This is a genomic window from Aquipluma nitroreducens, from assembly GCF_009689585.1.
In the GTDB taxonomy this organism is placed as follows: Bacteria; Bacteroidota; Bacteroidia; order Bacteroidales; family Prolixibacteraceae; genus Aquipluma; species Aquipluma nitroreducens.
Genome location: NZ_AP018694.1, coordinates 2,979,600 through 3,002,709, shown reverse-complemented (window position 1 = coordinate 3,002,709; position 23,110 = coordinate 2,979,600). Strand labels below are relative to the sequence as shown.

Here is a 23,110-nt window from a genome sequence, read left to right as displayed (position 1 = left end):
TTCTCAAATTACCTCATTATCAAAACGATTCAATAATTACCTGGCTACTCGACTGGTAAGCCAGGAACATATCGGGACTTCCGCAGATTTGAAGCAAAGCTGCCAATGTTACATCGTAGTTGTACATGGCCTGTAAACGATCTATTTTCACTTTTGCCAACAACAAATTGGCATCAACCAACTCGGTTGATGTGGAAAGTCCTTCGTGAAAAGCTTTATCACGACTTTCGACATAGGTTTTAGCAAATTCGAGTGTTTTATCCAATTCTTCCAGTTGCTCCACCTGCATACCGAGTTGCTGGTGCATCTTTTTAATTACGGTTTTAATATCTTCTTCGGCCTTCAGTCCGGCTTGTTCCACCTGGTCTTCTTTAAATTGTGCTGACTGAAGTTTCTGGCGGCGGGCATTGCCTTCAAAAAGCGACCAGTTTAACCCAACTCCAACCATCCATTGAGGAACGTAAGGCGACAAATCTTTATCGGCCAAATCGTAAGTTCCGGTAATGGCAACAGAAGGCAGGTAATTGCTTTTCTCTAATTTTACTCCGGTAGCTGCCAATTCCCTTTTTGAGTCAACCTGCTGTAAAAGCGGGTTGTTTCGCAAAGCCAACTCAATAAAAAAGTTCTCGTCTTCAATGTTTTTCAGGATGAATAATTGGCTTGCGGGAGTCAGGTCGCTGCTGTCGCTTATAGCCATGGTATTCTGAAGTGCCCGTTTTACAATAGTTGCCTCACGGTCGGCCTTTTTCAGTTCGCGCTCGGCATCCGAGTTGGCTACCTGTGCATGCAAATATTCAACTTTTGCAATTTGTCCTTGTTCGCTCAGCTTCTGCGAATCGAAAAGATGTTTTTTCATGGCTTCGGCAACCTGACCGCGCACCTTGCAAGCCTGTTCGGCCAAAACCAGTCCGTAGTAGCGGGTTGCCAGTTCGCTCAACAATTCACCTTCTTTTTGTTCCTTGTGAAGTCCGGCTTCCTCCTCATAAATCTGTGCCGCTTTATTGGCCGCATTGATTTTTCCGCCGGTATAAAGTGGCCATACGAAGTTGGCATTCACCGATGCAAATTGTTTTTCCTGAATCATTTTATTCCATTCGGCAGCATTAATAGTAGCTTCACCCTCTAAAAGTTTAGCTCGCATAGCTTTTGTACTAATATCATCGGGCAAAGTGGGCATTACTCCTGAAGTCGCCGGATCGGGATTCGGAACTCCTGAAAAGTTACCGTATTTACCCAAAGCTTCATAAAGTGGCGTGATGGCATCCCGAACCGGGGTTAGGTCGAGCGTAAGCGGATCGGCCATCTGAACGGCAGTTGCTGTGACAAAGACTCTTGGGGCGCGCAATCCAAATGCAGCTTTTTTATCTGCTTCCTTTTCCCGAACCTCGAATCCGGCCTGTTTCAGTACAAAACTGTTCTGATGCATCTGCTCGTAGGCTTCAGAAAAGGTCATTGGAATTGCATTCTGCTCCTGACCAAAAACGATAAAGCTGGTCAGTATAAAGAGAACAGAAGTTACAACTTGATTGATTCGTATCATGATTTTAAAATTTTCACGCACAAAGGAACTAACTTTATCGAACATTATCGATTTAAAGTCGAATAGCATGGCAATTAACCTTTGCAATTAAAATTCATTTAATATTACCGTCAGTACTCAAATAGTTTTTTCGGCGTATCTAAAAGTAATGAATCAAATAATAGATGTTGTATTTTTGAGCAAAAAATTATGGAATTGAATCAGGATCAGAAAATAGCGTACGATAAAGCCGCTTTTTTATGCAGCAGGTCAGAACATTGTTCTTCGGAAATTCAGGAAAAGTTAAAAGTCTGGGGGCTTCCTGCTGAAGATTCTGAGCCAGTTATCGAAAAATTAATAGCCGAAAAATACCTTGACGACGAACGATTTGCCCGTGCCTATGCGAAAGATAAATTCAGGTTTAATCATTGGGGTAAACAAAAGATTGCCTTCATGTTGCGTTCAAAAAATATTCCTTCGGAAATCACAGGACTTGCCCTCGAAGAAATTGAAGATGAAGGTTATTTGGAAGTGCTACGAAGACTGATGACTGATAAGGAAAAATCAATCAAAGCAAAAGACCAGTATGACAAACGGAATAAACTGATGCGATTCGCGATGGGGCGCGGTTTTGAATCGAGCCAGATTTATGCTGTTTTAAAAGAATTGGGAATTTGAGTACTAAATAAAAACCACATAGACACATAGGTCACATAGAAAAAGGGTTTAAGGGAAAACTATGTGTTCTATTGTACCTATGTGGTTCAAAACGAATAAAATATATGAAAATCACACTTTTAGCGCTTATCGTCATGCTGACTATGACCAGCCAAGCCATTCGTACTCCAAAATCGTGCAAAATCGTAACCAACGAATACATTTTCGAGAATGCACCTTTTAAGCAATGCCATGCCTCAACAATCGTTGAACTGAAAGATGGTTCGTTAAAGGCGGCCTGGTTTGGAGGATCAAATGAAAGCAATAAGGACGTTGAAATATGGGTATCTGATAAAAAGAATGGTTCATGGACAGCTCCGGTTAGTGTGGCAAATGGCATCATCAACGATTCGCTTCGTTATGCCTGTTGGAATCCGGTATTGTTCCGGACAGCCGATGGCACTCTTTCGCTATACTACAAAGTTGGGCCAAACCCACGTGAGTGGTGGGGAATGGTCATTCATTCAACCAACGAAGGCAAAAGCTGGTCGGCTCCGGAGAAGCTGCCGGATGGAATTTTAGGACCAATCAAAAATAAGCCGTTGACATTGCCTTCCGGAGTTATTCTGAGCCCATCAAGCATTGAAACGAAAACCGAGGAATGGCATGCACACATCGAGCGCTCAACCAATGGTGGAAAAACCTAGGAAAAGATCGCTATCGATCCTCAAAATCCGGCCAAAGTAATCCAGCCAACACTTTTGCTTTATCCTGAAGGTAAAATCCAGGCTCTGCTCCGTAGCAACCAGAAACTAATCATGGAAAGCTGGTCGTCGGATGAAGGAAAAACCTGGAGTTCGCTGGCCAAAACCAATGTTTTAAATCCAAATTCAGGAATCGACGCAGTAACACTTTCCTCCGGTTTGCAAGTTATCGTATATAATCCTAAAAAAGGTGGCGGAGATTGGGTAAATGGGAGGAACAAACTCAATGTGGCCGTTTCTGTTGATGGAAAAAACTGGAAGGATGTGGCAGTCCTTGAAGATCAGCCAAGCGGTGAGTTCAGTTATCCGGCAATTATTCAAACCTCAGATAAAGCGGTTCATGTAGTTTATACTGCCAACCGAAAATCGATCAAACATGTTGTTCTGAAATTTTAGGTTGAGTTAATAAAAGAGGTTGTATCAAAAGTCAAAATTTCACAAATGCAACTTTCAAATTGTAAGTCCACCTTCATTTCACCCCTTCCTGCCTGCGGCTGGCTGGCAAACCTCCCCTGAAGGGGCGGCTTTGAAGTCCCCTTCAGGGGATTTAGGGGTTTTAACAGTGTCTGACTTTCAAATTATAAGTCTTTGAAAAAACATAATCACTTTTATACAGGCTCTTTTTCCCAATGAATTCAGATTAAAAAGAATCCACTTCGCGATAGGCTTCAATTAATCTTTTTTCGCCCTCAACTCCAGCCATAGAAATTCCATGCTCCATTCCCATAACGCCCTGATAACCTTTATCGTGAATAAATTTAAATACATTTTTATAATTAATTTCTCCGGTAGTCGGTTCTTTTCTTCCGGGATTATCTCCTATCTGAAAGTAGGCAATCTCGTCCCACGTCAGATTTATATGATTGATCAGATTTCCTTCAGTTTTCTGCATATGGTAAATATCGTACAGAATTTTACAAGCAGGACTATTTACAGCTTTGCATAGCATATAGGATTGATCAGACGTTTGCAAATATAAATCAGGAGAATCCGAAAGCGCCTCCAAAACCATAACCAGTCCATGAGGTTCCAAAATCTCGGCTCCCCTACGCAATGCTTCAATGACATTGGAATTCTGAATTCCTATTGGCAGGTTTCGCTCAAAACCACCGGGAACAACAGTCATCCATTTCGCATTAACACGTTTGGCAACCTCAACGGCTTTACGGCAACCATTCAGAAAAATTTCGATATATTCTTGCTTCCCTGCAGCGAAGGTGTTGGCCATATTTCCGCCTTTGTCAACTACAAACACGCCCATTGTTATATTAAGTTTCGAGAGCGTTTCTCCAATTTTAGTCTGCAAAGCAACATCACGTCCCATCATTCCATTATCCTCAAACGCGGTAAATCCCTGATCTGCCATGTATTTGAGCTGATCAATCAAATCTTCGCCAGCTGAATTTTTAAACATTCCGAAATGAGGGCCATATTTTAACTTAAACGGAGTTGCAACAGCAAATTCGGAGACTGAAGTAATTGCTTTGGATGAACTCGCAAGGCCAACAGCAGCAATGGTTCCGGCTGCATTTCGTAAAAATGAACGTCTTTCCATTTTGGTATAGTTTAGTTTGAGCAACCGAAGATAAGAATCAAAAAGACCTTGTGCAAATCTGATCGATAAAAAACCGTTCTGGTCTGGTATGTTTTTATAGAATAAAATTACTTCTTCCAAAAAAGTTTTCTAATTTTAACGAGCCTAAAAAAGGCCAATCATAAATTTATAAACCAACTAAATTAAGCCAATATGATGAATCGTAAATTACGCATGGGAATGGTCGGTGGAGGCAGTGATGCCTTTATTGGAGCTATTCACCGTCTGGCAGCTTTTATGGACGGGCAAATCGAACTGGTTTGCGGCTGCTTCAGTATCAATCCTGAAATTTCACTTTCCTCCGGAAAATCGTATTATCTCCCGGGAAATCGCGTGTACAAAACCTATCAGGAAATGTTTGAAAACGAGGTTAAACTTCCTGAAGGCGACCGCATGGATTTTGTAACCATTGTTACTCCAAACTTTGCACATTTTGGACCAGCCATGATGGCTTTGGAAAATGGATTCAACGTGGTAATCGATAAACCAATCACATTTACGCTCGACGAAGCGCTTCAACTTCAGGCTAAACTAAACGAAACCGGTTTGTTACTCGCACTAACGCATACCTACTCGGGATACCCAGCAGTGAAACATGCAAAACAGATGGTTGCTGAAGGTCAGTTAGGAAAAATCCGCAAAGTATTTGTTGAATATCCGCAGGGATGGCTTTCTTCTAAACTGGAAGACTCCGGAAACGCACAAGCTTCGTGGAGAACCGACCCCAAACGCTCCGGAAAGGCAGGCGCTATGGGCGATATAGGAACACACGCGCATCATTTGGCAGAATACATTACCGGACTAAGAACTACATCACTTTGTGCCGAATTGAATGTGTTTGTTCCCGGACGTCTGCTCGACGATGATGGCGCTGTTTTGCTTCGTTTCGACAATGGTGCCAAAGGAGTTTTAATTGCCACCCAAATTGCAGCCGGAGAAGAAAATGCACTTAAGATTCGCGTTTATGGAGACAAAGGTGGTCTGGAATGGGCACAACACGAACCCAATACCCTGATTGCCAAATGGACAAGCAAACCTACTGAAATTTATCGTGTTGGCACCTCGATGGGAACGGCAGCCGCTGCCAATACCCGCACCCCAGGGGGACATCCGGAAGGCTACCTGGAAGCATTCGCAAATATTTACCGTAATTTTTCGTTCACCCTTCGGGCAAAAATGAATAGCGAACAGCCCAAACCCGAATGGCTCGATTTCCCGGGAGTTGAAGACGGAATCCGCGGTATGCAGTTTATTGATGCCGTAGTTGAAGCCGGATATAATGACAATGTAAAATGGGTACCATTTAAATAGTTTCGTGTTGCGAGGTAAGCGTTACAAGTTCCATATCACACCCGAAACACGGAACCCGCATCTCGCAACTTTTTGAATAAATCCACTAAAACAAAAATATTATGGGCAGACCAGTAACACTATTTACCGGACAATGGGCCGACCTTCCCTTTGAAACCATGTGCGAAAAAGCGCTTGAGTTTGGCTACGACGGTCTTGAACTTTGCACTTGGGGCGATCACATGGAAATTGACAAAGCCGATCAGGCTTATTGCGATGCACGCAAAGAAACGTTGGCAAAATATGACCTTCAGTTATTTGCCATTTCAACACATTTGGTAGGCCAGTGTGTATGCGATCGCATTGACGAACGTCATCAAAGTATTCTTCCTGATTATCTCTGGGGCGACGGCGATCCGGAAGGTGTGCGTCAGCGTGCTGCTGCCGAAATTATCAAAACCGGAAAAGTGGCCAAAATGCTGGGCCTCGATACCGTGATTGGTTTCACCGGAAGCTCCATTTGGCACATGCTGTATTCGTTTCCGGCCGTTAGCCAGGAAATGATTGACAAGGGTTATGCCGATTTTGCCAAGCGCTGGACTCCGATTCTGGATGAATACCAAAAAATGGGCGTAAAATTTGCGCTCGAAGTACACCCAACCGAAATTGCATTCGACATTGCAACAGCGCGCCGCGCATTGAAAGCTGTAAATTACCATCCGGCGTTCGGGTTCAATTATGATCCTAGTCACCTCGGATACCAGGGGGTTGACTACGTGAAATTTATTTACGAATTCTCCGATCGCATTTTCCACGTTCACATGAAAGATGCCTATTGGAGCGAACACCCAATGGATATTGGCGTATTTGGCGGACACACCGAATTTGGAGACAACCGTCGCTACTGGAATTTCCGGAGTTTGGGTCGCGGAAAAATCGATTTCGAAAACATCATTCGCGCTTTAAACGACATCAAATACCAGGGACCACTTTCCGTAGAATGGGAAGACAGTGGCATGAACCGTGACGCCGGAGCTGTTGAAGCCTGTGATTTTGTTCGCTATAGCGACTTCGATCCATCTGACGTGGCTTTTGACGATGCTATGCAGAAATAGTTCTGGCTTTGCCAAAATCAGCCACCGACACATTTTTAAACCGTGGTAAATTCATAAAATCTAAATCAACAATAATGACTAACAGAAGAACCTTTTTAAAAAGTACAACAACCGCTGCAGTTGGGCTGAGCCTTGCAGCTACAATGCCAATTCCGATGAGCGCCTGTGCAGGTGCAAACGACAAACTTCGATGCGGAGTAATTGGTGTTAACGGGATGGGGTTTGCCGACCTTTCGGCTTTCCTTCGCCAAAAGAATACTGAATGCGTTGCCATATGCGATGTAGATAGCAATGTGCTAAACAAACGCGCCGCTGAAACCGAAAAGATACAAGGGACAAAACCAAAGTTATACAGCGATTACCGTAAACTTTTAGAAGACAAAAATGTCGATGTAGTGATCATCGGCACGCCCGACCACTGGCATTGCTTACCAATGGTTGAAGCTTGTCAGGCCGGGAAAGATGTGTACTGCGAAAAACCACTGGGTAACTCCATCGAAGAAATCAACATCATGGAACGCGCGGCCAACAAATACAAAACGGTAGTTCAGGTGGGCATGTGGCAACGCAGCGATCCGCACTGGATGGCCGCAGTTGACTACGTTAAATCTGGTAAACTTGGTAAAATTCGTACCGTTCGCACCTGGGCATATCAGGGTTGGATGGAACCAGTTCCGGTAAAACCTGATGGAGAAGCTCCTGCAGGAGTTGATTACGATTTCTGGCTCGGACCTGCTAAAAAGCGTCCATTCAATCCAAACCGGTTCCATTTCAATTTCCGCTGGTTTTACGACTATGCCGGCGGTTTAATGACCGACTGGGGTGTTCACATCATCGACTACGGACTGTTCGGAATGGGCGATCCTTCGCCAAAATCAATCATGTCGATGGGTGGAAAATATGCTTATCCGGACGATGCTGCTGAAACACCAGATACCTTGCAGGCTTTATTCGAATTTGACGGACACACCATGCTATGGGATCACGGAACAGGTATCGACGGCGGTTACTACGGCCGCAACCACGGTGTTGGCTATGTTGGCAACAACGGAACATTGGTTGTTGACCGCGACGGTTGGGAAGTTATTCCTGAAAGAAAAAATAAAAAAGATCTGATTGAGCGTGTTCCATTGCAAAAAGGAACTGGCAAAGGACTCGATTACCACATGGCGAATTTCATTGATGGAGTAAAAAACCGCAACCGCGACCTGAATGCCAGTATTAAAATTGCAGCGAACACAGCGCGTGTGGCTCATTTGGGAAATATTGCCTTGCGCACTGGTCGCCGTTTATACTGGGATTCTGAAAAAAGTCAGTTCATTAACGATGATGCCGCCAATAAATACCTCATTCCTGAATACCGCGCACCATGGGTATTGCCTAAAATTTAATTCAACATTGTCTAAATATGAAACCCGGTTAACTGCCGGGTTTTTTGTTGATTACCAGCACTCTGAAAAATAAAAAGTATGTCAATAAACACTTCTTGTTGCGAATACAATAAGAATATCCCATTTTTGAATTTTATTTCAAAAAGATTGTCGACATTTGGATCAGTAATGGCCGACTTCGATCACTTGATTCAGAAAATGATTTTACAATTCTAACCTCAAAAAACTTACGCTTGTGGAGAAATTAAGCTTAAAAGAGAAAATCGGGTACGCATTGGGCGATGGCGCTGCGAACATTGCATGGCGAGGTGTTTCCACGTTTTTATTTATCTTTTATACCGATGTTTTTGGATTAAATCCAGCGGCAGTGGGATTACTTTTGTTAATTGCCCGATTTAGTGATGGTGTCAGCGATGTTGCCATGGGTATTATCGGCGACAGAACCACTACCAAATACGGTAAATTTCGTCCCTGGATTTTGTGGACTGCCATTCCGTTGGGGGTAATCCTATCGTTGTTATTCATGAGCCCGAATTTAAGCCCAACCGGTAAAATAATATATGCCTACACAACCTATATTATTTTTACCTTGGTATACACGGCAAACAACATTCCTTACGGCGCTCTAATGGCTGTTATGACCGGCGACGATAAAGAGCGTACAAGTCTGGGTTCGTATCGTATGGTTGGGGCGTTCTCAGGAGGTATGTTGGTTCAGGGAGCTTTATTGTTTTTAGTAGCCCATTTTGGAAATATCGATCCTACCATCAATGTAACAAAACTGGATTCAAAAAAATATGAAGTAAGCGTATCGACACCACAAGACGTGGCGAATGTAAATATCAAAACCAAGAATGGCATTGCCATGTTTAAATGGGCTGATGCAACACAAAATGACAGCATTCCAACCCAAGGGAAAAGTTTTTCGATGGAAGCCCAAAAAGAGTATTCTTTTATTGTATCCGGAGAAGAAAACATTAATGCCAAAAGTATTACCATCATTGACCAGAAAAGAGGTTATAGCAATTCCATTTATTTATTGTCGGTATTCTTGTCTTTAGCCCTGTTTATTACATTTTATACCACAAAAGAACGTGTAATTCCACCGAAATCGCAGGAAACTAATCTTGGAAAGGATTTAAAAGATTTAGTCCGGAACAGGCCCTGGATAATCATGCTAGTTATTGGATTGGTATTTCAAATTTACAATTCGATCAAACAAGGTATTGTGGTTATCTATTTTTCACATTATCTGCACGATCAACTTTTGGCCGGATCGTATATGGTGGCGCTCATGGTAGCATCAATAGGAGGAGCAATGATAACATCGCCATTAGGTAAACGATTTGGCAAACGCAACCTGTTCATTTATGCCTTTATTTTTTCAGGTTTGGTTAATGCCTTGTTTGTTTTCTGTGGGCCTGAAAATACAGGAAGCATTTTCGCCATTGGCGTAGTTTCTGAATTTGGAGCCGCTATTTTCCCAACCTTGTTTTTTGCCATGTTGGGTGATGCTGCCGATTATTCCGAATTTAAGAATGGCAGAAGAGCTACAGGATTGATCTATTCAGCAGGTTCATTCTCAACAAAACTTGGTGGTGGCGTTGCAGGTGCAATTATTGGTTTCGTGTTAGCTGCCTACAATTATAACGGGCAGGATGCTGTTGCCATTCAAGGTGCTGTTCCGGGTATCATCATGCTCATGAGTTGGATACCAACAATAGTTGCCTTAATTGGTGCTGGATTAATGATGCTCTATCCATTGGATCAAACAAAAATGAATGAAATTACAATTGAATTAAACAATAGAAGAGCAAAGGAATTAGCTCAGCAAAAACAATAACCCACATCTAATAATTGAAATTTTAATATCATCAGAACTATGCAATTTGGACATTTCGACGATCAGAATAGAGAATATGTGATCACCAACCCCAAAACACCATGGCCATGGATCAATTACCTTGGCAATGAAGACTTTTTCTCGCTGATTTCAAACACTGCTGGCGGCTATACTTTTTACAAGGACGCCAAATTCCGCCGTTTAACCCGCTATCGCTACAATAATGTGCCAATGGACGATGGAGGTAAATATTTTTACATTAAAGACGGTGATACAATCTGGTCTCCAGGCTGGAAACCCTGCAAAACAGAACTTGACAGCTACGAATGCCGTCATGGAATGAATTACACATCGATAAAAGGAGTAAAAAATGGCGTATCGGCAACTGCGCTTTATTTTGTTCCACTGAAGACCTGGGCTGAAGTTCAGAAACTGACACTTACGAATCAATCGAATGAAGTAAAGAAGCTAAAAGTATTCTCTTTTATCGAATGGGCGCTTTGGAATGCTGCGGCTGACATGGAAAACTTCCAGCGTAACTTTTCGACCGGTGAAGTGGAAATTAAAGATTCGGTTATTTACCACAAAACGGAATACAAAGAGCGTCGCGACCATTTTGCTTATTATTCAGTAAATGTGCCGGTTCAGGGATTCGATACCGACCGCGAGTCGTTCTTTGGATTGTACAATGGCTTCGACGAACCTCAGGTTGTTGCTGATGGCAAACCACGCAATACCGAAGCTCACGGTTGGTCGCCAATTGCTTCGCATTATCTTGAAGTTGAATTGCAGCCCGGAGAAACGAAAGATTTTGTTTTCCTTTTGGGTTACGTTGAAAACAAGGAAGAAGAAAAATGGGAATCGAAAAATATCATTAACAAGACCAAAGCAAAAGATACGATTGCAAAATTCGATACTGTTGCAAAAGTGGATGCCGCTTTGGCCGAATTGCGCGAATACTGGGATAATCTGCTGAGCGTTTACACAGTCGATTCGGGCGACGACAAACTCGATCGCATGGTTAACATCTGGAACCAATACCAGTGCATGATCACCTTCTGTTTCTCACGCTCCGCTTCTTATTTCGAAAGCGGTATTGGCCGGGGAATGGGCTTCCGCGATTCGAATCAGGATTTGATTGGCTTCGTCCACCAGATCCCGGAGCGCGCCCGCGAACGAATTATCGACATTGCCTCAACGCAATTTCAGGATGGCGGATGTTACCACCAATATCAACCCCTGACAAAAAAAGGGAACAACGACATAGGTGGTGGTTTCAACGACGACCCAATGTGGTTGATTCTTGGAACAAGCAGTTACATCAAAGAAACAGGCGATTTTGGAATCCTGACTGAAATGGTGCCTTTCGACAACGATATGTCAGTTGCCCGAACACTGTTTGAGCACTTAACCGTTTCATTCGATCATGTGGTGAACAACCTCGGACCTCACGGATTGCCACTCATTGGCCGTGCCGATTGGAATGACTGCCTTAACCTGAACTGTTTCTCAAACGACCCGAACGAATCGTTCCAGACCACCGAAAACAAAACCGAAGGCACAAAAGCCGAGTCGCTGATGATTGCCGGATTGTTTGTGATTTATGGCCGCGATTATGTGACCCTTTGCAACAAACTTGGACTGACAGAAGAAGCTTCCCGCGCTCAAATGCAAATTGATGCCATGATCGAAGCGGTGAAAAAACATGGCTGGGATGGCGAATGGTTCCTGCGTGCCTACGATTACTACGGAAACAAAATTGGCAGCAACGATAACGAAGAAGGTAAAATCTTCATCGAATCGAACGGATGGTGTACAATGGCCGGAATTGGCAAGGAAGAAGGTCTTTGCGAAAAAGCATTGGATTCGGTTAAGGAGCGTTTAGACTGTGAACACGGAATTGTGCTCAACAATCCGGCATTTACCAAATACTATATTGAATACGGCGAAATCTCCAGTTATCCTCCTGGATACAAGGAAAATGCCGGAATCTTCTGCCACAATAACCCGTGGATCATGATTGGCGAAACAGTGGTTGGCAACGGAAACCGGGCATGGGAATATTACCGAAAAATTTGTCCGTCGTACCTGGAAGATGTGAGCGAATTGCACAAAACAGAACCATATGTTTACGCGCAAATGATTTCAGGAAAAGATGCATTCAAACCAGGCGAAGCCAAAAACTCGTGGTTAACCGGAACTGCTTCATGGAATTTTTATGCGATTACTCAATTCATTCTGGGCATTCAGCCCGATTACGATGGATTGCTTGTAGATCCATGTATTCCGACTGATTGGAAAGGCTTTAAAGTTAGTCGCAAATTCAGGGGAGCTGAGTATCACATCGACGTTAAGAACCCGAATGGCGTTTCAAAAGGCGTGAAAGAAATAATCGTTGACGGAAAATCACAAGCTTCAAACCTGATTCCTCTTTTCGAAGATGGAGAAGATCATTCAGTAATTGTTACAATGGGTTAAATGGTTATTTTTGAATTATACGTAGCCCGGTGCAGGATTTGCATCGGGCTTTTTGTTTGAAATAAGCATCGCATTGGGTGCGGAGATTTTTAATCTCCGTTTTAAAAAGTGCGGGTACAAACCGTACCACCCAATATTTTTTGTAAATTGCTATACCAAAGCAATATACTCATGGAGAAAAAGGAAGCATATCGACACATTCTACCTCATTTCCAACAACCCGGTCAAGCTTATTTTGTGACTTGGAACCTAATAGATGCGGTTCCTCCCAAAGCTTTGGAAAGGTACACTCAGAGACTGGAAATGCTGAGTGCGGAGATTTCTAATCTTCGAAAAAGTTCGGGTGCGGCGAATTCCGATTCGCCGAAAATAATCAAACGCGAATTGGAATTCTCTGCAACCGAACTCGCGACACCCGTAGAAAAACTTAAACAAGAGTACTATTTGGTCAGGAAGAAATACATCAAAGCCTACGATGATTTATTGGATTCGGCACGGAATCAGGCATTTGACTTGTCAAGAACGGGAAATACCGAAATTTTAGTCCAGGCTTTAAAATTCTGGGAGGGTAAAAAGCTAACAAATCTGGCCTTTTCAATCATGCACAACCATGTTCTTTGGGTTTTTGAATTGTTTGAGAAAGACCAGGAAGGAAATCCGGTTTATTTGCAGGATTTCCTTCAGTCGGTAAAGCGATTCTCAGCCAATCAAATCAATAAGGCAGAAAACAGGCAAGGGACTCTTTGGCAGAAAGAAAGCTTCGATACAACCATTCGTGATGAAAAGCATTTATATTATGCTGTAAGATATACCCTTAACAATCCGGTAAAAGCAGGTTTGGTAAGCGATTGGAGAAATTGGAAAGGTACTTGGGCTGTGACTTGGTGCAGCGATTTATAATCGCTGAAATATAAAATGCGATTGAAAATCGCACCACCCGTTAAATCTCCGTCACCCTAACCTTTTTATTTTTCAACTTACTGTTATCAACCAGTTTAATCAATGAATTTACTTCCGAAGCCTGAACTGCAACAAAAGCACAATCAGTTTTGATTTCGATGATTCCAATCTGATCATTCCCTAGTTTTCCTTGTTTTATGAATAAGCCAGCAATGTCGCCCTTCGAAATTTTGTCTTTTCGTCCTCCCGAAACAAACAAAGTTCTCCAGATTGAAGGCAATGGTAACGGTGCTTTCTGTAGCATTTCAATTTCGGCATTCTCAACAAAATCAGGCAGATTTTCATTCTTTCCTTTGATTACGTAGGCCGTTCCGTCGTTAAACATGCGAGCGGTGCGACCGTTTCGGTGCGTAAATTCGTGAGCCCTTTGCGGAAGTTGAAAATGGATGATAAATTTAATCTCCGGAATGTCAATTCCACGAGCAGCAAGGTCGGTAGCAACAATTAACTGATGTGTTCCATTCCTGAATTTGATGAGTGCGCGTTCCCTGTCTTTTTGCTCCATTCCACCATAAAAACAGCCATGACCAATGTTATTCCGATTCAAAAAATCGCTCACTTCCTGAATGGTATCCTTGAAATTGCAAAACACAATTCCGGGCTGATTTCCCAAATGGCAAAGCAGTTCGGCCAAGGTTTCCACTTTATCGGGTGAAGCTGAAAGTACAGTTTTGACTTTTAGTTGTGAATTTCCCTCATGCAAATAATCGATAATTTGTGGGTCGTTAAGTCCTACGAACTTTGGAATTTCAACTTCCTGAGTGGCTGAGGTGAGGATTTTTTTCTGAACTTTTGGCAACAAAGCCAGTATTTCATTCATTTCAGATTCGAATCCTATTTCCAGAGACTTGTCGAATTCATCAAGAACTAGCGTAGCTACAAACTCTGCCGAGAAGTTTTCCCTGCGCAAATGATCGGCGATCCTTCCTGGAGTTCCAATCAAAATGGCCGGACGGTGTTTGATCTCCGTTTTATCTTTCGACCCTGTTCTTCCGCCGTAAACCGCATTGGCTTTATAGCCCGATCCCATTTCGCGGATAACTTGTTCGATCTGAATTGCCAGTTCGCGCGAAGGTACCACAATCAGCACCTGAACTTCAGGGCAATTAATATCGAGTTCGGCAATAATAGGTAAAAGAAAAGCCAGTGTTTTGCCTGTTCCCGTTGGCGAAAGCAATACTATTTCAGGATTGGTAAGAATCGCTTCCTGAGCCTCTTCCTGCATGGCATTGAGTTTCTCAATGCTCAGTTTCTCCAAAATACTCGTTTGATTTTTAATCGGATTTGTCATCCGACAAAGGTACAGTTAAAAATCAGACATCTGAATCCGGTTTCCGTTCTCCATTTCCCCCTTCCCTGTCTCCCAAATTTTTCCCATTTTTACACTACTCAAATCCACAAACAAATAGATCATGAATCGAAAACAAATTCTTGGTATAGCATTACTTAGCGCCATTTCGCTGGTTGGATGTCAGAAAAAAGATGCCAGTCTGATGGTCGCCACCAAAATTTCTGCTAACTGGACCTTCCATCAAGCCGATAAAGAAGAATGGCTTCCGGCAACCGTTCCGGGTTGTGTGCACACCGACTTATTGGCAAACGGCAAAATAGAAGACCCGTTTTACCGCCTGAACGAACATAAACTACAATGGATAGACAAAGTAAACTGGGAATACAAAACTACATTTAACATCGATCCTGATGCCATTAAACGTGACCGCATTGCCCTCGATTTTAAAGGATTGGACACCTATGCTGACGTTTTTGTAAATGGCACACAGGTTTTATCAGCCGATAACATGTTCCGCGAATGGCTGGTTGATGTAAAACCTCAGGTCAAAGAAGGAGCCAACGAATTGCGAATTTTATTTCGTTCGCCCATTATTGAAGGATTAAAGAAATACGATGCCAACGGTTATGTGATTCCTGTTTCGGATAACGATCAGGCCATAAATGGCGAAGTTCCAGATGGAAAAATGGTTTCGGTTTATACCCGAAAGGCCGGCTACCATTTTGGCTGGGACTGGGGGCCACGCTTGGTTTCAAGCGGATTGTGGCGACCTGTTTACCTGACCGTTTGGGACGATGCCCGTATCGAGAATCTGCAACTGAAACAAAATTCGGTTTCAGAAAAAGAAGCAAGTTTAACCGCTGTATTTGAAATTGAGGCAAATGCGGTCAATGAAGCAACCGTAACCATCCAAAACGATGGTAATGAACTGGCTCGTACGAACATCAAACTTACCAAAGGAATCTCAACTTATCCGGTCGATTTCAAAATTGAAAACCCAAAATTGTGGTGGACAAACGGTCTAGGAGAAGCTCACCTGTATAACATTAAAGGGAAATTAGAGATTGGTAAACGCATTACTGAAAAATCAGAACGTATTGGCATTCGCACACTCCAACTGGTTCGCGACAAAGATGCCAACGGAACTTCGTTTTACTTCAAACTAAACGGCGTACCGGTATTTATGAAGGGCGCGAACTACATTCCAAACGATGTTTTTCCGGCTCGGGTAACCGACGAAATGTATCAAAAAGTAATCAACACTTCCAAAATTTCAAATTTCAACATGCTCCGTATTTGGGGTGGCGGTATTTATGAAAACGACCGTCTCTATGACTTGTGCGACCAAAACGGGATTTTGGTTTGGCAGGACTTCATGTTCGCTTGTGCCATGTTCCCCGGCGACGACGCCTTTCTGGAAAACGTAAAGCAAGAAGCTGCCGACAACATCAAACGAATGCGCAATCACCCAAGTATTGCCATGTGGTGCGGAAATAATGAAATTCTGGCTGCCTGGTTTGGTTGGGGCTGGAAGCAGAAAGAGGAAGCGAAAAGCAAAGAGAATGCCGATAAAATATGGAAATCGTACACTGATATTTTCCACCACATTTTACCCGACGCCGTTGCAACATACGATCCGGGCCGCAGTTATTGGGACTCGTCGCCATGCGCCGGAATGGGAAATCCATCTGACTTGAATAATGGCGATGACCATTATTGGGGCGTTTGGTGGGGAAAAGATCCGTTTAAAATGTATGCCACGCACATTGCACGTTTCATGAGCGAGTACGGCTTTCAGTCATTTCCTGAAATGAAAACAGTAAAGCAATATGCTACTCCTGAAGATTATGACATTTTCTCGGAAGTAATGAAATCGCACCAGCGGTCTTCAATCGGGAATGGAACCATCGAATATTACATGCTTCAGGATTATAAAAAACCGAAGAATTTTGAATCATTCCTGTATGTAAACCATGTGTTGCAAGCCGAAGGAATCAAATTTGCACTCGAAGGTCACCGTCGCGCTGCGCCTTTCTGCATGGGAAGTCTGGTGTGGCAAATTAACGATTGTTGGCCGGTTGCATCGTGGAGTTCGACCGATTATTACCAACGCTGGAAGGCTTTACAGTATTTCGCTAAAAAAGGGTTTGAGCCTGTTTTGGTTTCGCCATATACCAACAATGATTCGCTTAAAGTGGACATTATCAACGACAAGCTCAGTGAAATAAAAGCTCAACTGGTGACCAAAGTCCTCGATTTTGATGGCAAAGAAATCTGGAAAGAAACGAAAGATGTTACAGTTCCGGCAAACTCAAGCAATACGTTCTTCGGAACAAAAAACTCCGATTTCATGAAGAATATTCAGGCTAACAAACAGCTTTTTGTTGTTGAGTTGGTCGAAAACAATGCAATAATTTCTACCAATACACTTTATTTCAAACCGATAAAGGATGTTTTACTTCCAAAGCCTGATGTGAAATTTGAAATTAATGCCGTACAAGATGGATTTGAAATTAGCCTGAGCACCGACAAATTGGCCAAAAACCTGTACATGACTATTGGTGACGAAGAAGGCTTTTTCAGTGATAACTATTTTGACTTAATTCCAGCGCAGCCAGTTAAAATAAAGCTTGAGACCAAACTGACTAAGGAAAAACTTCAGGAGGTATTTGCTATCCAAACACTAGATGGAGCGTTCTGATTGAAGTTATAATTTCCCCGATTTTATTCCTCCCGGTAGCGCTTGAAAATCTAAAGCGTTACCGGGATTTTTTTTGACATCTAGGAATATTATGCCTAATGTTTAAAAAAAAGTAAATTGTTAACTCAATTTTTAATATTTTTGTGTTTACTTTTCCACTTTAGATTAACTCATTATGGAATACAACTTTACCGGCAAAACTATATTAATTGCTGAAGACGAAGCCGTTAGTCGTTTTCTGTTTGAAAAAGCGCTAAAGAAAACAAAAGCGAACCTTTTCTTTGTCAAAAATGGAGTTGAGGCAGTGGAGATGATTAAAGATAATACTGAAATTGATGCTGTCATTATGGATATCAGGTTACCTCTCATGGATGGACTTGAAGCAACCACTAAAATTAAAGAGTTAATTCCTGAGATGCCTGTCATTATCCAATCGGCTTATGCAATGCAATCGACCCGGGAAGAAGCTCTGGAATGTGGCTGCGACGATTTTATAACCAAGCCGATAAAAGTAGAAACCTTGCTTGCACTTCTCCACCGGCACCTAATCTATTAGTTATCCAATCGGAGGATAAAAGGCATCTTTAAAGTGCTCAATTTCGAAACCTTTGCCGTAAAAAATAATAGAAATCACATCAAATCGGGTATCCAAGTTAATATCTTTTTCCTGAATGTAGGCTTCAGCAGCATTTACCAGAAAGCGAATTTTCTTATTCGAAACGGCCTCCGACGGATGTTCGTACGAATCAGTTCCACGGGCTTTCACTTCCACAATAACCAGTTCGTTCCCATCTTTTGCGATGATGTCAATCTCAAGATGGTGCGAAAACCAGTTTACTTCCAGTATCTCGTATCCGAGCGACCGAAGGTGTCCAACGGCCAGTTCTTCCCCTTTTCGGCCAAGTTCGTGCCCCTTGTTCATTTCTGAATACGTTTTAATGAGCAGGTTTCTGCCACCTGTAACTGATAATTGGCACCCAATATCAAGGACAGGTTTTTGGGAATATGTCCCGACGGGATATCAAAACAAACCGGGAAATGGCACCCTTCAATTGCTTCGTAGATAATTTCGTATGCCGTTTTTCCATACGGACTTTCGTTGTCCTGCATTTCGGTAAAACCTCCTACGACCAGCCCGGCCAAATCATTTAACTGGCCCGACAGCTTGAAATTCTGCATCATCCGGTCGAGATGATACAAGTATTCCGATAAATCTTCGATCAGCAAAATTTTGCCTTTGGTATCCAACTGCCACGGCGTTCCCTGAAGGCTGTAAAGCAACGACAAGTTTCCTCCCACCAGTTCTCCGGAACAACTACCTTTGCAATTCAGCGGATGAGATTCAAAGTTCAATTCGGAATTTCCGGAGGTAAGCACTTCCATCAGGCTATGGAAGCTTTTTGTTGGTTTCTTATTTTCAAGAAAAAAGGCTGGCATTGCGCCATGAATACTTGCCAACCCAAGTTTGTTGAGAACTGAATGAAACACCGTAATATCGCTGAATCCAACCAGCCATTTGGGGCTTTTCAGCAAGGACGAAAAATCGAGTTTACTGATGATCCGAACCGAACCGTAACCGCCACGTGCGCAAATAATCGCCTTGGTTTGAGTGTCATTTATCGCTTCCTGAAAATCGGTTGCCCGCTGCTCATCGGTTCCGGCATATTGAAAATGCCGATTAAAAACATGCTTGCCAACAATTACCTCATAGCCCATATCCTGCAAAAGTTCAATGCCGGGAAGCAACTTATCTTTCGAAACTTTGCCGGCTGGGGCAACAATCCGTATTCGGTCGCCTTTTTGAAGGTATTCAGGATAAATCATCAGAGTGTTATTTAAATTCAGGATAACCAAAAGTCGCAAAAAAAGCATTGGCTGACAAACTATTCGCCACCTTTTTAGAAAAAGCAACGACAACCCGTTTCCAGATCGTCGTTGCTTTTATATCAATTGATAAATCTTACTTATTCTTCAGAATGTCTCTGATTTCAGCAAGTAAAACCTCTTCGTTAGACGGCGGAGGAGGTGCGGGAGCTTCAACAGCTGCAGCCACTTCCTTTTTCTTCATGCTGTTCATGCCTTTAATCATCATAAAAATAGCAAACGCAATAATCAGAAAATCGACCAATGCTTGCACAAAATTACCATAGTTGATTGAAACAGCCTGTTTGGTAATTACTCCGGCAGCATCAACAACCGGATCAGTCAGGAAAATTTTAAGGTCAGTAAATTTTACACCTCCCAGAAGTAGTCCAATTGGTGGCATAAGTACATCGGCAACTACCGAACTAACTATTTTCCCGAAAGCGCCACCAATGATAATACCCACTGCCAAATCGACGACGTTACCGCGCATGGCAAACTCTTTAAATTCTTTAACAAGGCTCATAGACTAAAGATTAAGTTTTTAAAATAGAACTATTTAACAGGACATAATGTTCAGCAAATTTTATTTTTCCTTTAGATATTTCTGAGGATTATAAATTACGGCTAATTTCTGAGAAAAAATATCAATCTCGAACTTATTATCGCCTAAAGTCTCACCATCAGCTTCTCCGGCAATGTTATGAGCTGAGCTGATTGAAATATTTTTTGCCTGAAAGGTTGAAACCCTATAGTCATTCACATATTTTCCGGAATACAATCCGGACAGATTGCGCAGAATGCCAAGCAGTCCAATTTTCCGGATGATGGTAACTTGAAAAAGTCCATTATCGGGTATCGCTCCGGGAGCCTGCATCATTCCACCTCCATTGTATTTCCCAATTCCAATACTGACCGAAAAAATCAATTCATCAATCTTCTGGCCATCAATTACGACTTGCGTTTTGGTGGTTCGATAGTTGAAAAGACTTGAACCAAGTGCTTGCAGATAAAGTGAAATTCCATTTCGTCCCTTGCTTTTTAACTGGTTCGTTTTTGTCGCGACCATCGCATCAAATCCAAAGCCTGCCATGTTGGCGAAATAGCAGTTTTTCGTCAAATCGTTTTCAGAAAAAGTGATTCGTCCGATATCCTGGCGCATGATCTCTCCTTGGTTGAGGATTTTCACTGCTTCGCTGTAGTAATTCGGAATTCCGAAGGTTTTTATCCAGTCATTTCCCGTTCCAACCGGAATCATTCCAACCGTGATTTCTTCCGGCAAACAGAAAGTTTGCGAAAAGATACCATTCACCGCTTCGTTTAGTGAACCATCGCCACCTGCAACAATCAGGTTTCTATAACCTTTTTCAATAGCGTCAATAGTCAATTGAATGATGTGTTTCGGGAATTCTGAAACGGCCAATTCATATTGGAAGTCAGCTTTGGTAAGTCTCTTGAGGATTTCTGCCTGATCTTTTTTACCTCGTCCTGAGCCGGCATGAGGATTCAGAATAACAAACCACTTTTTTGTCAACGGGTTTTCCATACCTGAGAATTGAGTTGAGCAACAGGCATTCAAGATAACGAAAAAAAGTGATCAGATTTCAGTCGCAGTTAACAGAAAAAGATGTTTCGAGTTACGGGATACAAGTTGGGTGAAACAGTGGTCAGAAAAAAAACGATCAGTCGCAGAGCATCGCATATCTAAAAAGTGAGATTGAGCACTGAGACTGAACACTGGATACTATCCCAGCAGTAATTCGGCTAATTCTTCTACCGAATCTACCGTGAAATCGGGATTACAATTGCTCAATGATTCTGCTGTCCCAAATCCGTATCCTACAGCGATGCACGAAATTTCATTCTCTTTGGCGCCAATCAGGTCGTAATGAGTATCACCTACCATGACAACTGAAGCAGACGCCGGAATACGGTTTCTCTCCATCAACTGTTCAATCAGTTGACCTTTTCCGGAGTGTTTCCCGGTAGCCTCAGCGCCTTGTAAATCATCAAGGTAACGATCGAATTCAAAGTGCCGCATAATCATCTTAGCATATTTCTCCAATTTCGAGGTAACCACATAAACGCGTTTCCCTGAAAGATGAAGTTCTTCCAGCAATTCGCTTATACCCTGATAGGGCTCATTTTCGAACAGTCCCTTTTCGCCAAAATAAGTCCGGAAATGCTCAACAGCCAGATTCGTGTTTCGTTCGTTCATTCCAAACAGGTTTTTAAAGTTATCCTGAAGTGGTGGACCAACAAAACGTTCGAGAATTTCGTCGCTGTAACCATCAATTTGCATTTGCCGAAGAGCATATTTTAACGAATTACCAATTCCCAAACGAGGGTTGGTCAGGGTTCCATCAAGATCGAAAAGAATATGGGTAAATTGGGGCATAAAATATATCATTAGGCCGAGACGCAATGCCTTGCGTCTCTACGTTCATCTATTTGAAATTGGAATTATTCTTCCTCCGGATTCAGATTAATCCAAATGCGCTTTTTGGTGCGACTGGCAGCTCTTGCTTTTTCTTCGAGTAAATCATATTCGGCTTTGCGGCTTTTTACAAACTCGTTATAAGCTTCTTCCGACGACCATTCGTCAATCACCAGAAAAATCCCGTCACCTTCGCCACTTTCGAGAACGTCAGTCCCTTCATATTCGGGCGACTTACCAAAAAATTTCACCCATTCGCCTTTCGGATCGTAAAACTTTTCAAATTTTTCGCGTTCCTTAAATTTTACTTTCAATTCCCAAATAACCTGAAACATGTTGTATCGTTTTAAAGGTCAGCAAAGGTGAGGAAAAATCCGGTGGATGTCAAAAGGGAAACAGATTAGTTGACGACAAAACTGAAATTTACCATCGGCCACTAAGTCCTTCTTCAAGAGCTTTTTGGTAGTTATCCAGATTAAATTTATACAGCCCCGGAGCTTTGTGTGCCACTCCCTGCCTGACTTCGTCCAACCGAATCAAAATATCGTATGCCAGTATCTTGCGTTGAAAATTGCGTCGGTCAAGCTCTTTCCCCAAAATGGTTTCATACAGTTTCCGGAGTTCCGACATGGTGAATTTTTCGGGAAGTAAATTGTAGCCAATCGGTTGAAATGTTAATTGCAAACGTAAAGTTTCCAATGCTTTATTCAGAATCAAGTTGTGATCTAAAATTAATTTACCGATTTTATCCAGATTGACCCATTCGCAAATGTCAGAAAGTTCATCGGGCTGAGGCTGTACCTGCGAAAACTCGACCAAAGCATAAAAACCCACGGAAATAAAACGTTTATCGAACCACGATGCGTCCGGATAAGTTTGTCCAGATAAAATCAAATCAGAAACAGCCGGATTTCGTCTGGACCGATGAGGATCGCTAAAAACATTAAATTGTCGTAAAAAGATTTCATCCAAGCCGGTGCGTACTTTTAATACCCGATTTGCAGCGACTTCAATTGATTCGTCTTCATACACAAAACCGCCGGGTAACACCCATTCTCCGGTAGTTTTCATGTGCAGTACAAGCACCTTTAATTGATTTGAATGGAAGCCAAACACCACACAGTCCAACGAAATATGATCAAGATATTTGCAAGTTTCTTCTTTTGTTTCCATTAAAATCAGCGATGTCATTTGTTTCCTGAAATTT

At 42.4% G+C, this 23,110-nt stretch carries 19 protein-coding genes and 1 pseudogene; 10 read left to right on the top strand and 10 right to left on the bottom strand.

Going from position 1 to position 23,110, the window contains the following annotated elements; genetic code table 11:
• Positions 1 to 19: 19 nt before the first annotated feature.
• Positions 20 to 1,540, bottom strand: a complete 1,521-nt coding sequence (locus tag AQPE_RS12620; RefSeq protein ID WP_318346856.1) for a TolC family protein — start codon at positions 1,538 to 1,540, stop codon at positions 20 to 22.
• A 189-nt stretch (positions 1,541 to 1,729) separates the two neighbouring features.
• On the opposite strand from AQPE_RS12620, the gene AQPE_RS12615 reads away from it, so the two are divergent.
• Together AQPE_RS12615 and AQPE_RS12610 are read left to right on the top strand one after the other, a co-directional pair.
• Positions 1,730 to 2,197 (top strand): regulatory protein RecX, encoded by a 468-nt coding sequence (locus AQPE_RS12615; RefSeq protein ID WP_318346855.1) that lies wholly within the window; start codon positions 1,730 to 1,732, stop codon positions 2,195 to 2,197.
• Between the two features lie 104 nt (positions 2,198 to 2,301).
• Positions 2,302 to 3,336: pseudogene (locus AQPE_RS12610) on the top strand (sialidase family protein).
• A gap of 244 nt (positions 3,337 to 3,580) precedes the next feature.
• On the opposite strand, the gene AQPE_RS12605 reads toward AQPE_RS12610, so the two are convergent.
• Complete coding sequence (locus AQPE_RS12605; protein WP_318346854.1) at positions 3,581 to 4,495, bottom strand: hydroxypyruvate isomerase family protein; 915 nt, start codon at positions 4,493 to 4,495, stop codon at positions 3,581 to 3,583.
• A 192-nt stretch (positions 4,496 to 4,687) separates the two neighbouring features.
• Here AQPE_RS12605 and AQPE_RS12600 point away from each other — a divergent pair, with 192 nt between their 5' ends.
• The 6 genes from AQPE_RS12600 to AQPE_RS12575 all read left to right on the top strand — a co-directional run bounded on the left by AQPE_RS12600 (position 4,688) and on the right by AQPE_RS12575 (position 13,551).
• A complete protein-coding gene (locus AQPE_RS12600) occupies positions 4,688 to 5,845 on the top strand; it encodes a Gfo/Idh/MocA family protein (RefSeq protein ID WP_318346853.1) in 1,158 nt (385 codons plus the stop codon).
• Positions 5,846 to 5,946: 101 nt separating this feature from the next.
• Positions 5,947 to 6,939, top strand: coding sequence for a sugar phosphate isomerase/epimerase family protein (locus tag AQPE_RS12595; protein WP_318346852.1), 993 nt, complete (start codon positions 5,947 to 5,949; stop codon positions 6,937 to 6,939).
• Positions 6,940 to 7,013: 74 nt separating this feature from the next.
• Entirely contained in the window at positions 7,014 to 8,330 is a 1,317-nt protein-coding gene (locus AQPE_RS12590; protein ID WP_318346851.1) for a Gfo/Idh/MocA family protein, read from the top strand.
• Between the two features lie 235 nt (positions 8,331 to 8,565).
• Complete coding sequence (locus tag AQPE_RS12585; RefSeq protein WP_318346850.1) at positions 8,566 to 10,173, top strand: MFS transporter; 1,608 nt, start codon at positions 8,566 to 8,568, stop codon at positions 10,171 to 10,173.
• Between the two features lie 39 nt (positions 10,174 to 10,212).
• Positions 10,213 to 12,651, top strand: a complete 2,439-nt coding sequence (locus tag AQPE_RS12580; protein ID WP_318346849.1) for a GH36-type glycosyl hydrolase domain-containing protein — start codon at positions 10,213 to 10,215, stop codon at positions 12,649 to 12,651.
• A gap of 171 nt (positions 12,652 to 12,822) precedes the next feature.
• Positions 12,823 to 13,551, top strand: a complete 729-nt coding sequence (locus AQPE_RS12575) for a hypothetical protein (RefSeq protein WP_318346848.1) — start codon at positions 12,823 to 12,825, stop codon at positions 13,549 to 13,551.
• A gap of 40 nt (positions 13,552 to 13,591) precedes the next feature.
• On the opposite strand, the gene AQPE_RS12570 is transcribed toward AQPE_RS12575, so the two are convergent.
• Entirely contained in the window at positions 13,592 to 14,902 is a 1,311-nt protein-coding gene (locus AQPE_RS12570; RefSeq protein ID WP_318346847.1) for a DEAD/DEAH box helicase, read from the bottom strand.
• A gap of 121 nt (positions 14,903 to 15,023) precedes the next feature.
• Between AQPE_RS12570 and AQPE_RS12565 the strand changes: the two genes are divergently transcribed.
• Both AQPE_RS12565 and AQPE_RS12560 read left to right on the top strand, forming a co-directional pair.
• Positions 15,024 to 17,603, top strand: coding sequence for a glycoside hydrolase family 2 protein (locus AQPE_RS12565; RefSeq protein WP_318346846.1), 2,580 nt, complete (start codon positions 15,024 to 15,026; stop codon positions 17,601 to 17,603).
• A gap of 175 nt (positions 17,604 to 17,778) precedes the next feature.
• Positions 17,779 to 18,159 carry a response regulator gene (locus tag AQPE_RS12560; RefSeq protein ID WP_318346845.1) on the top strand — a complete coding sequence of 127 codons (381 nt, stop codon included), beginning with the start codon at positions 17,779 to 17,781 and terminating at the stop codon, positions 18,157 to 18,159.
• Here the strand turns inward: AQPE_RS12560 and AQPE_RS12555 are convergent, their stop codons facing one another.
• The 7 genes from AQPE_RS12555 to AQPE_RS12525 form a co-directional block, all read right to left on the bottom strand.
• Positions 18,160 to 18,525 carry a YraN family protein gene (locus AQPE_RS12555; protein WP_318346844.1) on the bottom strand — a complete coding sequence of 122 codons (366 nt, stop codon included), beginning with the start codon at positions 18,523 to 18,525 and terminating at the stop codon, positions 18,160 to 18,162. It abuts the gene before it with no gap.
• A complete protein-coding gene (locus AQPE_RS12550) occupies positions 18,522 to 19,427 on the bottom strand; it encodes a S66 peptidase family protein (RefSeq protein WP_318346843.1) in 906 nt (301 codons plus the stop codon). Before AQPE_RS12550 ends, AQPE_RS12555 begins: the two co-directional genes overlap by 4 nt.
• A 136-nt stretch (positions 19,428 to 19,563) precedes the next feature.
• Complete coding sequence (gene mscL / locus AQPE_RS12545) at positions 19,564 to 19,992, bottom strand: large-conductance mechanosensitive channel protein MscL (protein ID WP_318346842.1); 429 nt, start codon at positions 19,990 to 19,992, stop codon at positions 19,564 to 19,566.
• Positions 19,993 to 20,052: 60 nt separating this feature from the next.
• Positions 20,053 to 21,012: a diacylglycerol/lipid kinase family protein gene (locus tag AQPE_RS12540; RefSeq protein ID WP_318346841.1), complete on the bottom strand. Its 960-nt coding sequence runs from the start codon at positions 21,010 to 21,012 to the stop codon at positions 20,053 to 20,055.
• Between the two features lie 198 nt (positions 21,013 to 21,210).
• Positions 21,211 to 21,864, bottom strand: coding sequence for an HAD hydrolase-like protein (locus AQPE_RS12535; protein ID WP_318346840.1), 654 nt, complete (start codon positions 21,862 to 21,864; stop codon positions 21,211 to 21,213).
• A 65-nt stretch (positions 21,865 to 21,929) separates the two neighbouring features.
• Positions 21,930 to 22,238, bottom strand: coding sequence for an antibiotic biosynthesis monooxygenase family protein (locus tag AQPE_RS12530; RefSeq protein ID WP_318346839.1), 309 nt, complete (start codon positions 22,236 to 22,238; stop codon positions 21,930 to 21,932).
• An 88-nt stretch (positions 22,239 to 22,326) separates the two neighbouring features.
• Entirely contained in the window at positions 22,327 to 23,094 is a 768-nt protein-coding gene (locus AQPE_RS12525; RefSeq protein ID WP_318346838.1) for an NUDIX hydrolase, read from the bottom strand.
• Between the last annotated feature and the right edge of the window lie 16 nt (positions 23,095 to 23,110).

Bases quoted from the DNA above. Each gene is read 5' to 3' on its own strand.
- AQPE_RS12600 (WP_318346853.1), top strand. From the start codon at position 4,688: ATGATGAATCGTAAATTACGCATGGGAATGGTCGGTGGAGGCAGTGAT.
- AQPE_RS12555 (WP_318346844.1), bottom strand. From the start codon at position 18,525: ATGAACAAGGGGCACGAACTTGGCCGAAAAGGGGAAGAACTGGCCGTT.
- AQPE_RS12575 (WP_318346848.1), top strand. From the start codon at position 12,823: ATGGAGAAAAAGGAAGCATATCGACACATTCTACCTCATTTCCAACAA.
- AQPE_RS12530 (WP_318346839.1), bottom strand. From the start codon at position 22,238: ATGTTTCAGGTTATTTGGGAATTGAAAGTAAAATTTAAGGAACGCGAA.
- AQPE_RS12560 (WP_318346845.1), top strand. From the start codon at position 17,779: ATGGAATACAACTTTACCGGCAAAACTATATTAATTGCTGAAGACGAA.
- AQPE_RS12550 (WP_318346843.1), bottom strand. From the start codon at position 19,427: ATGATTTATCCTGAATACCTTCAAAAAGGCGACCGAATACGGATTGTT.
- AQPE_RS12580 (WP_318346849.1), top strand. From the start codon at position 10,213: ATGCAATTTGGACATTTCGACGATCAGAATAGAGAATATGTGATCACC.
- AQPE_RS12595 (WP_318346852.1), top strand. From the start codon at position 5,947: ATGGGCAGACCAGTAACACTATTTACCGGACAATGGGCCGACCTTCCC.
- AQPE_RS12525 (WP_318346838.1), bottom strand. From the start codon at position 23,094: ATGACATCGCTGATTTTAATGGAAACAAAAGAAGAAACTTGCAAATAT.
- AQPE_RS12590 (WP_318346851.1), top strand. From the start codon at position 7,014: ATGACTAACAGAAGAACCTTTTTAAAAAGTACAACAACCGCTGCAGTT.
- AQPE_RS12540 (WP_318346841.1), bottom strand. From the start codon at position 21,012: ATGGAAAACCCGTTGACAAAAAAGTGGTTTGTTATTCTGAATCCTCAT.
- mscL (WP_318346842.1), bottom strand. From the start codon at position 19,992: ATGAGCCTTGTTAAAGAATTTAAAGAGTTTGCCATGCGCGGTAACGTC.
- AQPE_RS12535 (WP_318346840.1), bottom strand. From the start codon at position 21,864: ATGCCCCAATTTACCCATATTCTTTTCGATCTTGATGGAACCCTGACC.
- AQPE_RS12565 (WP_318346846.1), top strand. From the start codon at position 15,024: ATGAATCGAAAACAAATTCTTGGTATAGCATTACTTAGCGCCATTTCG.
- AQPE_RS12605 (WP_318346854.1), bottom strand. From the start codon at position 4,495: ATGGAAAGACGTTCATTTTTACGAAATGCAGCCGGAACCATTGCTGCT.
- AQPE_RS12615 (WP_318346855.1), top strand. From the start codon at position 1,730: ATGGAATTGAATCAGGATCAGAAAATAGCGTACGATAAAGCCGCTTTT.
- AQPE_RS12570 (WP_318346847.1), bottom strand. From the start codon at position 14,902: ATGACAAATCCGATTAAAAATCAAACGAGTATTTTGGAGAAACTGAGC.
- AQPE_RS12620 (WP_318346856.1), bottom strand. From the start codon at position 1,540: ATGATACGAATCAATCAAGTTGTAACTTCTGTTCTCTTTATACTGACC.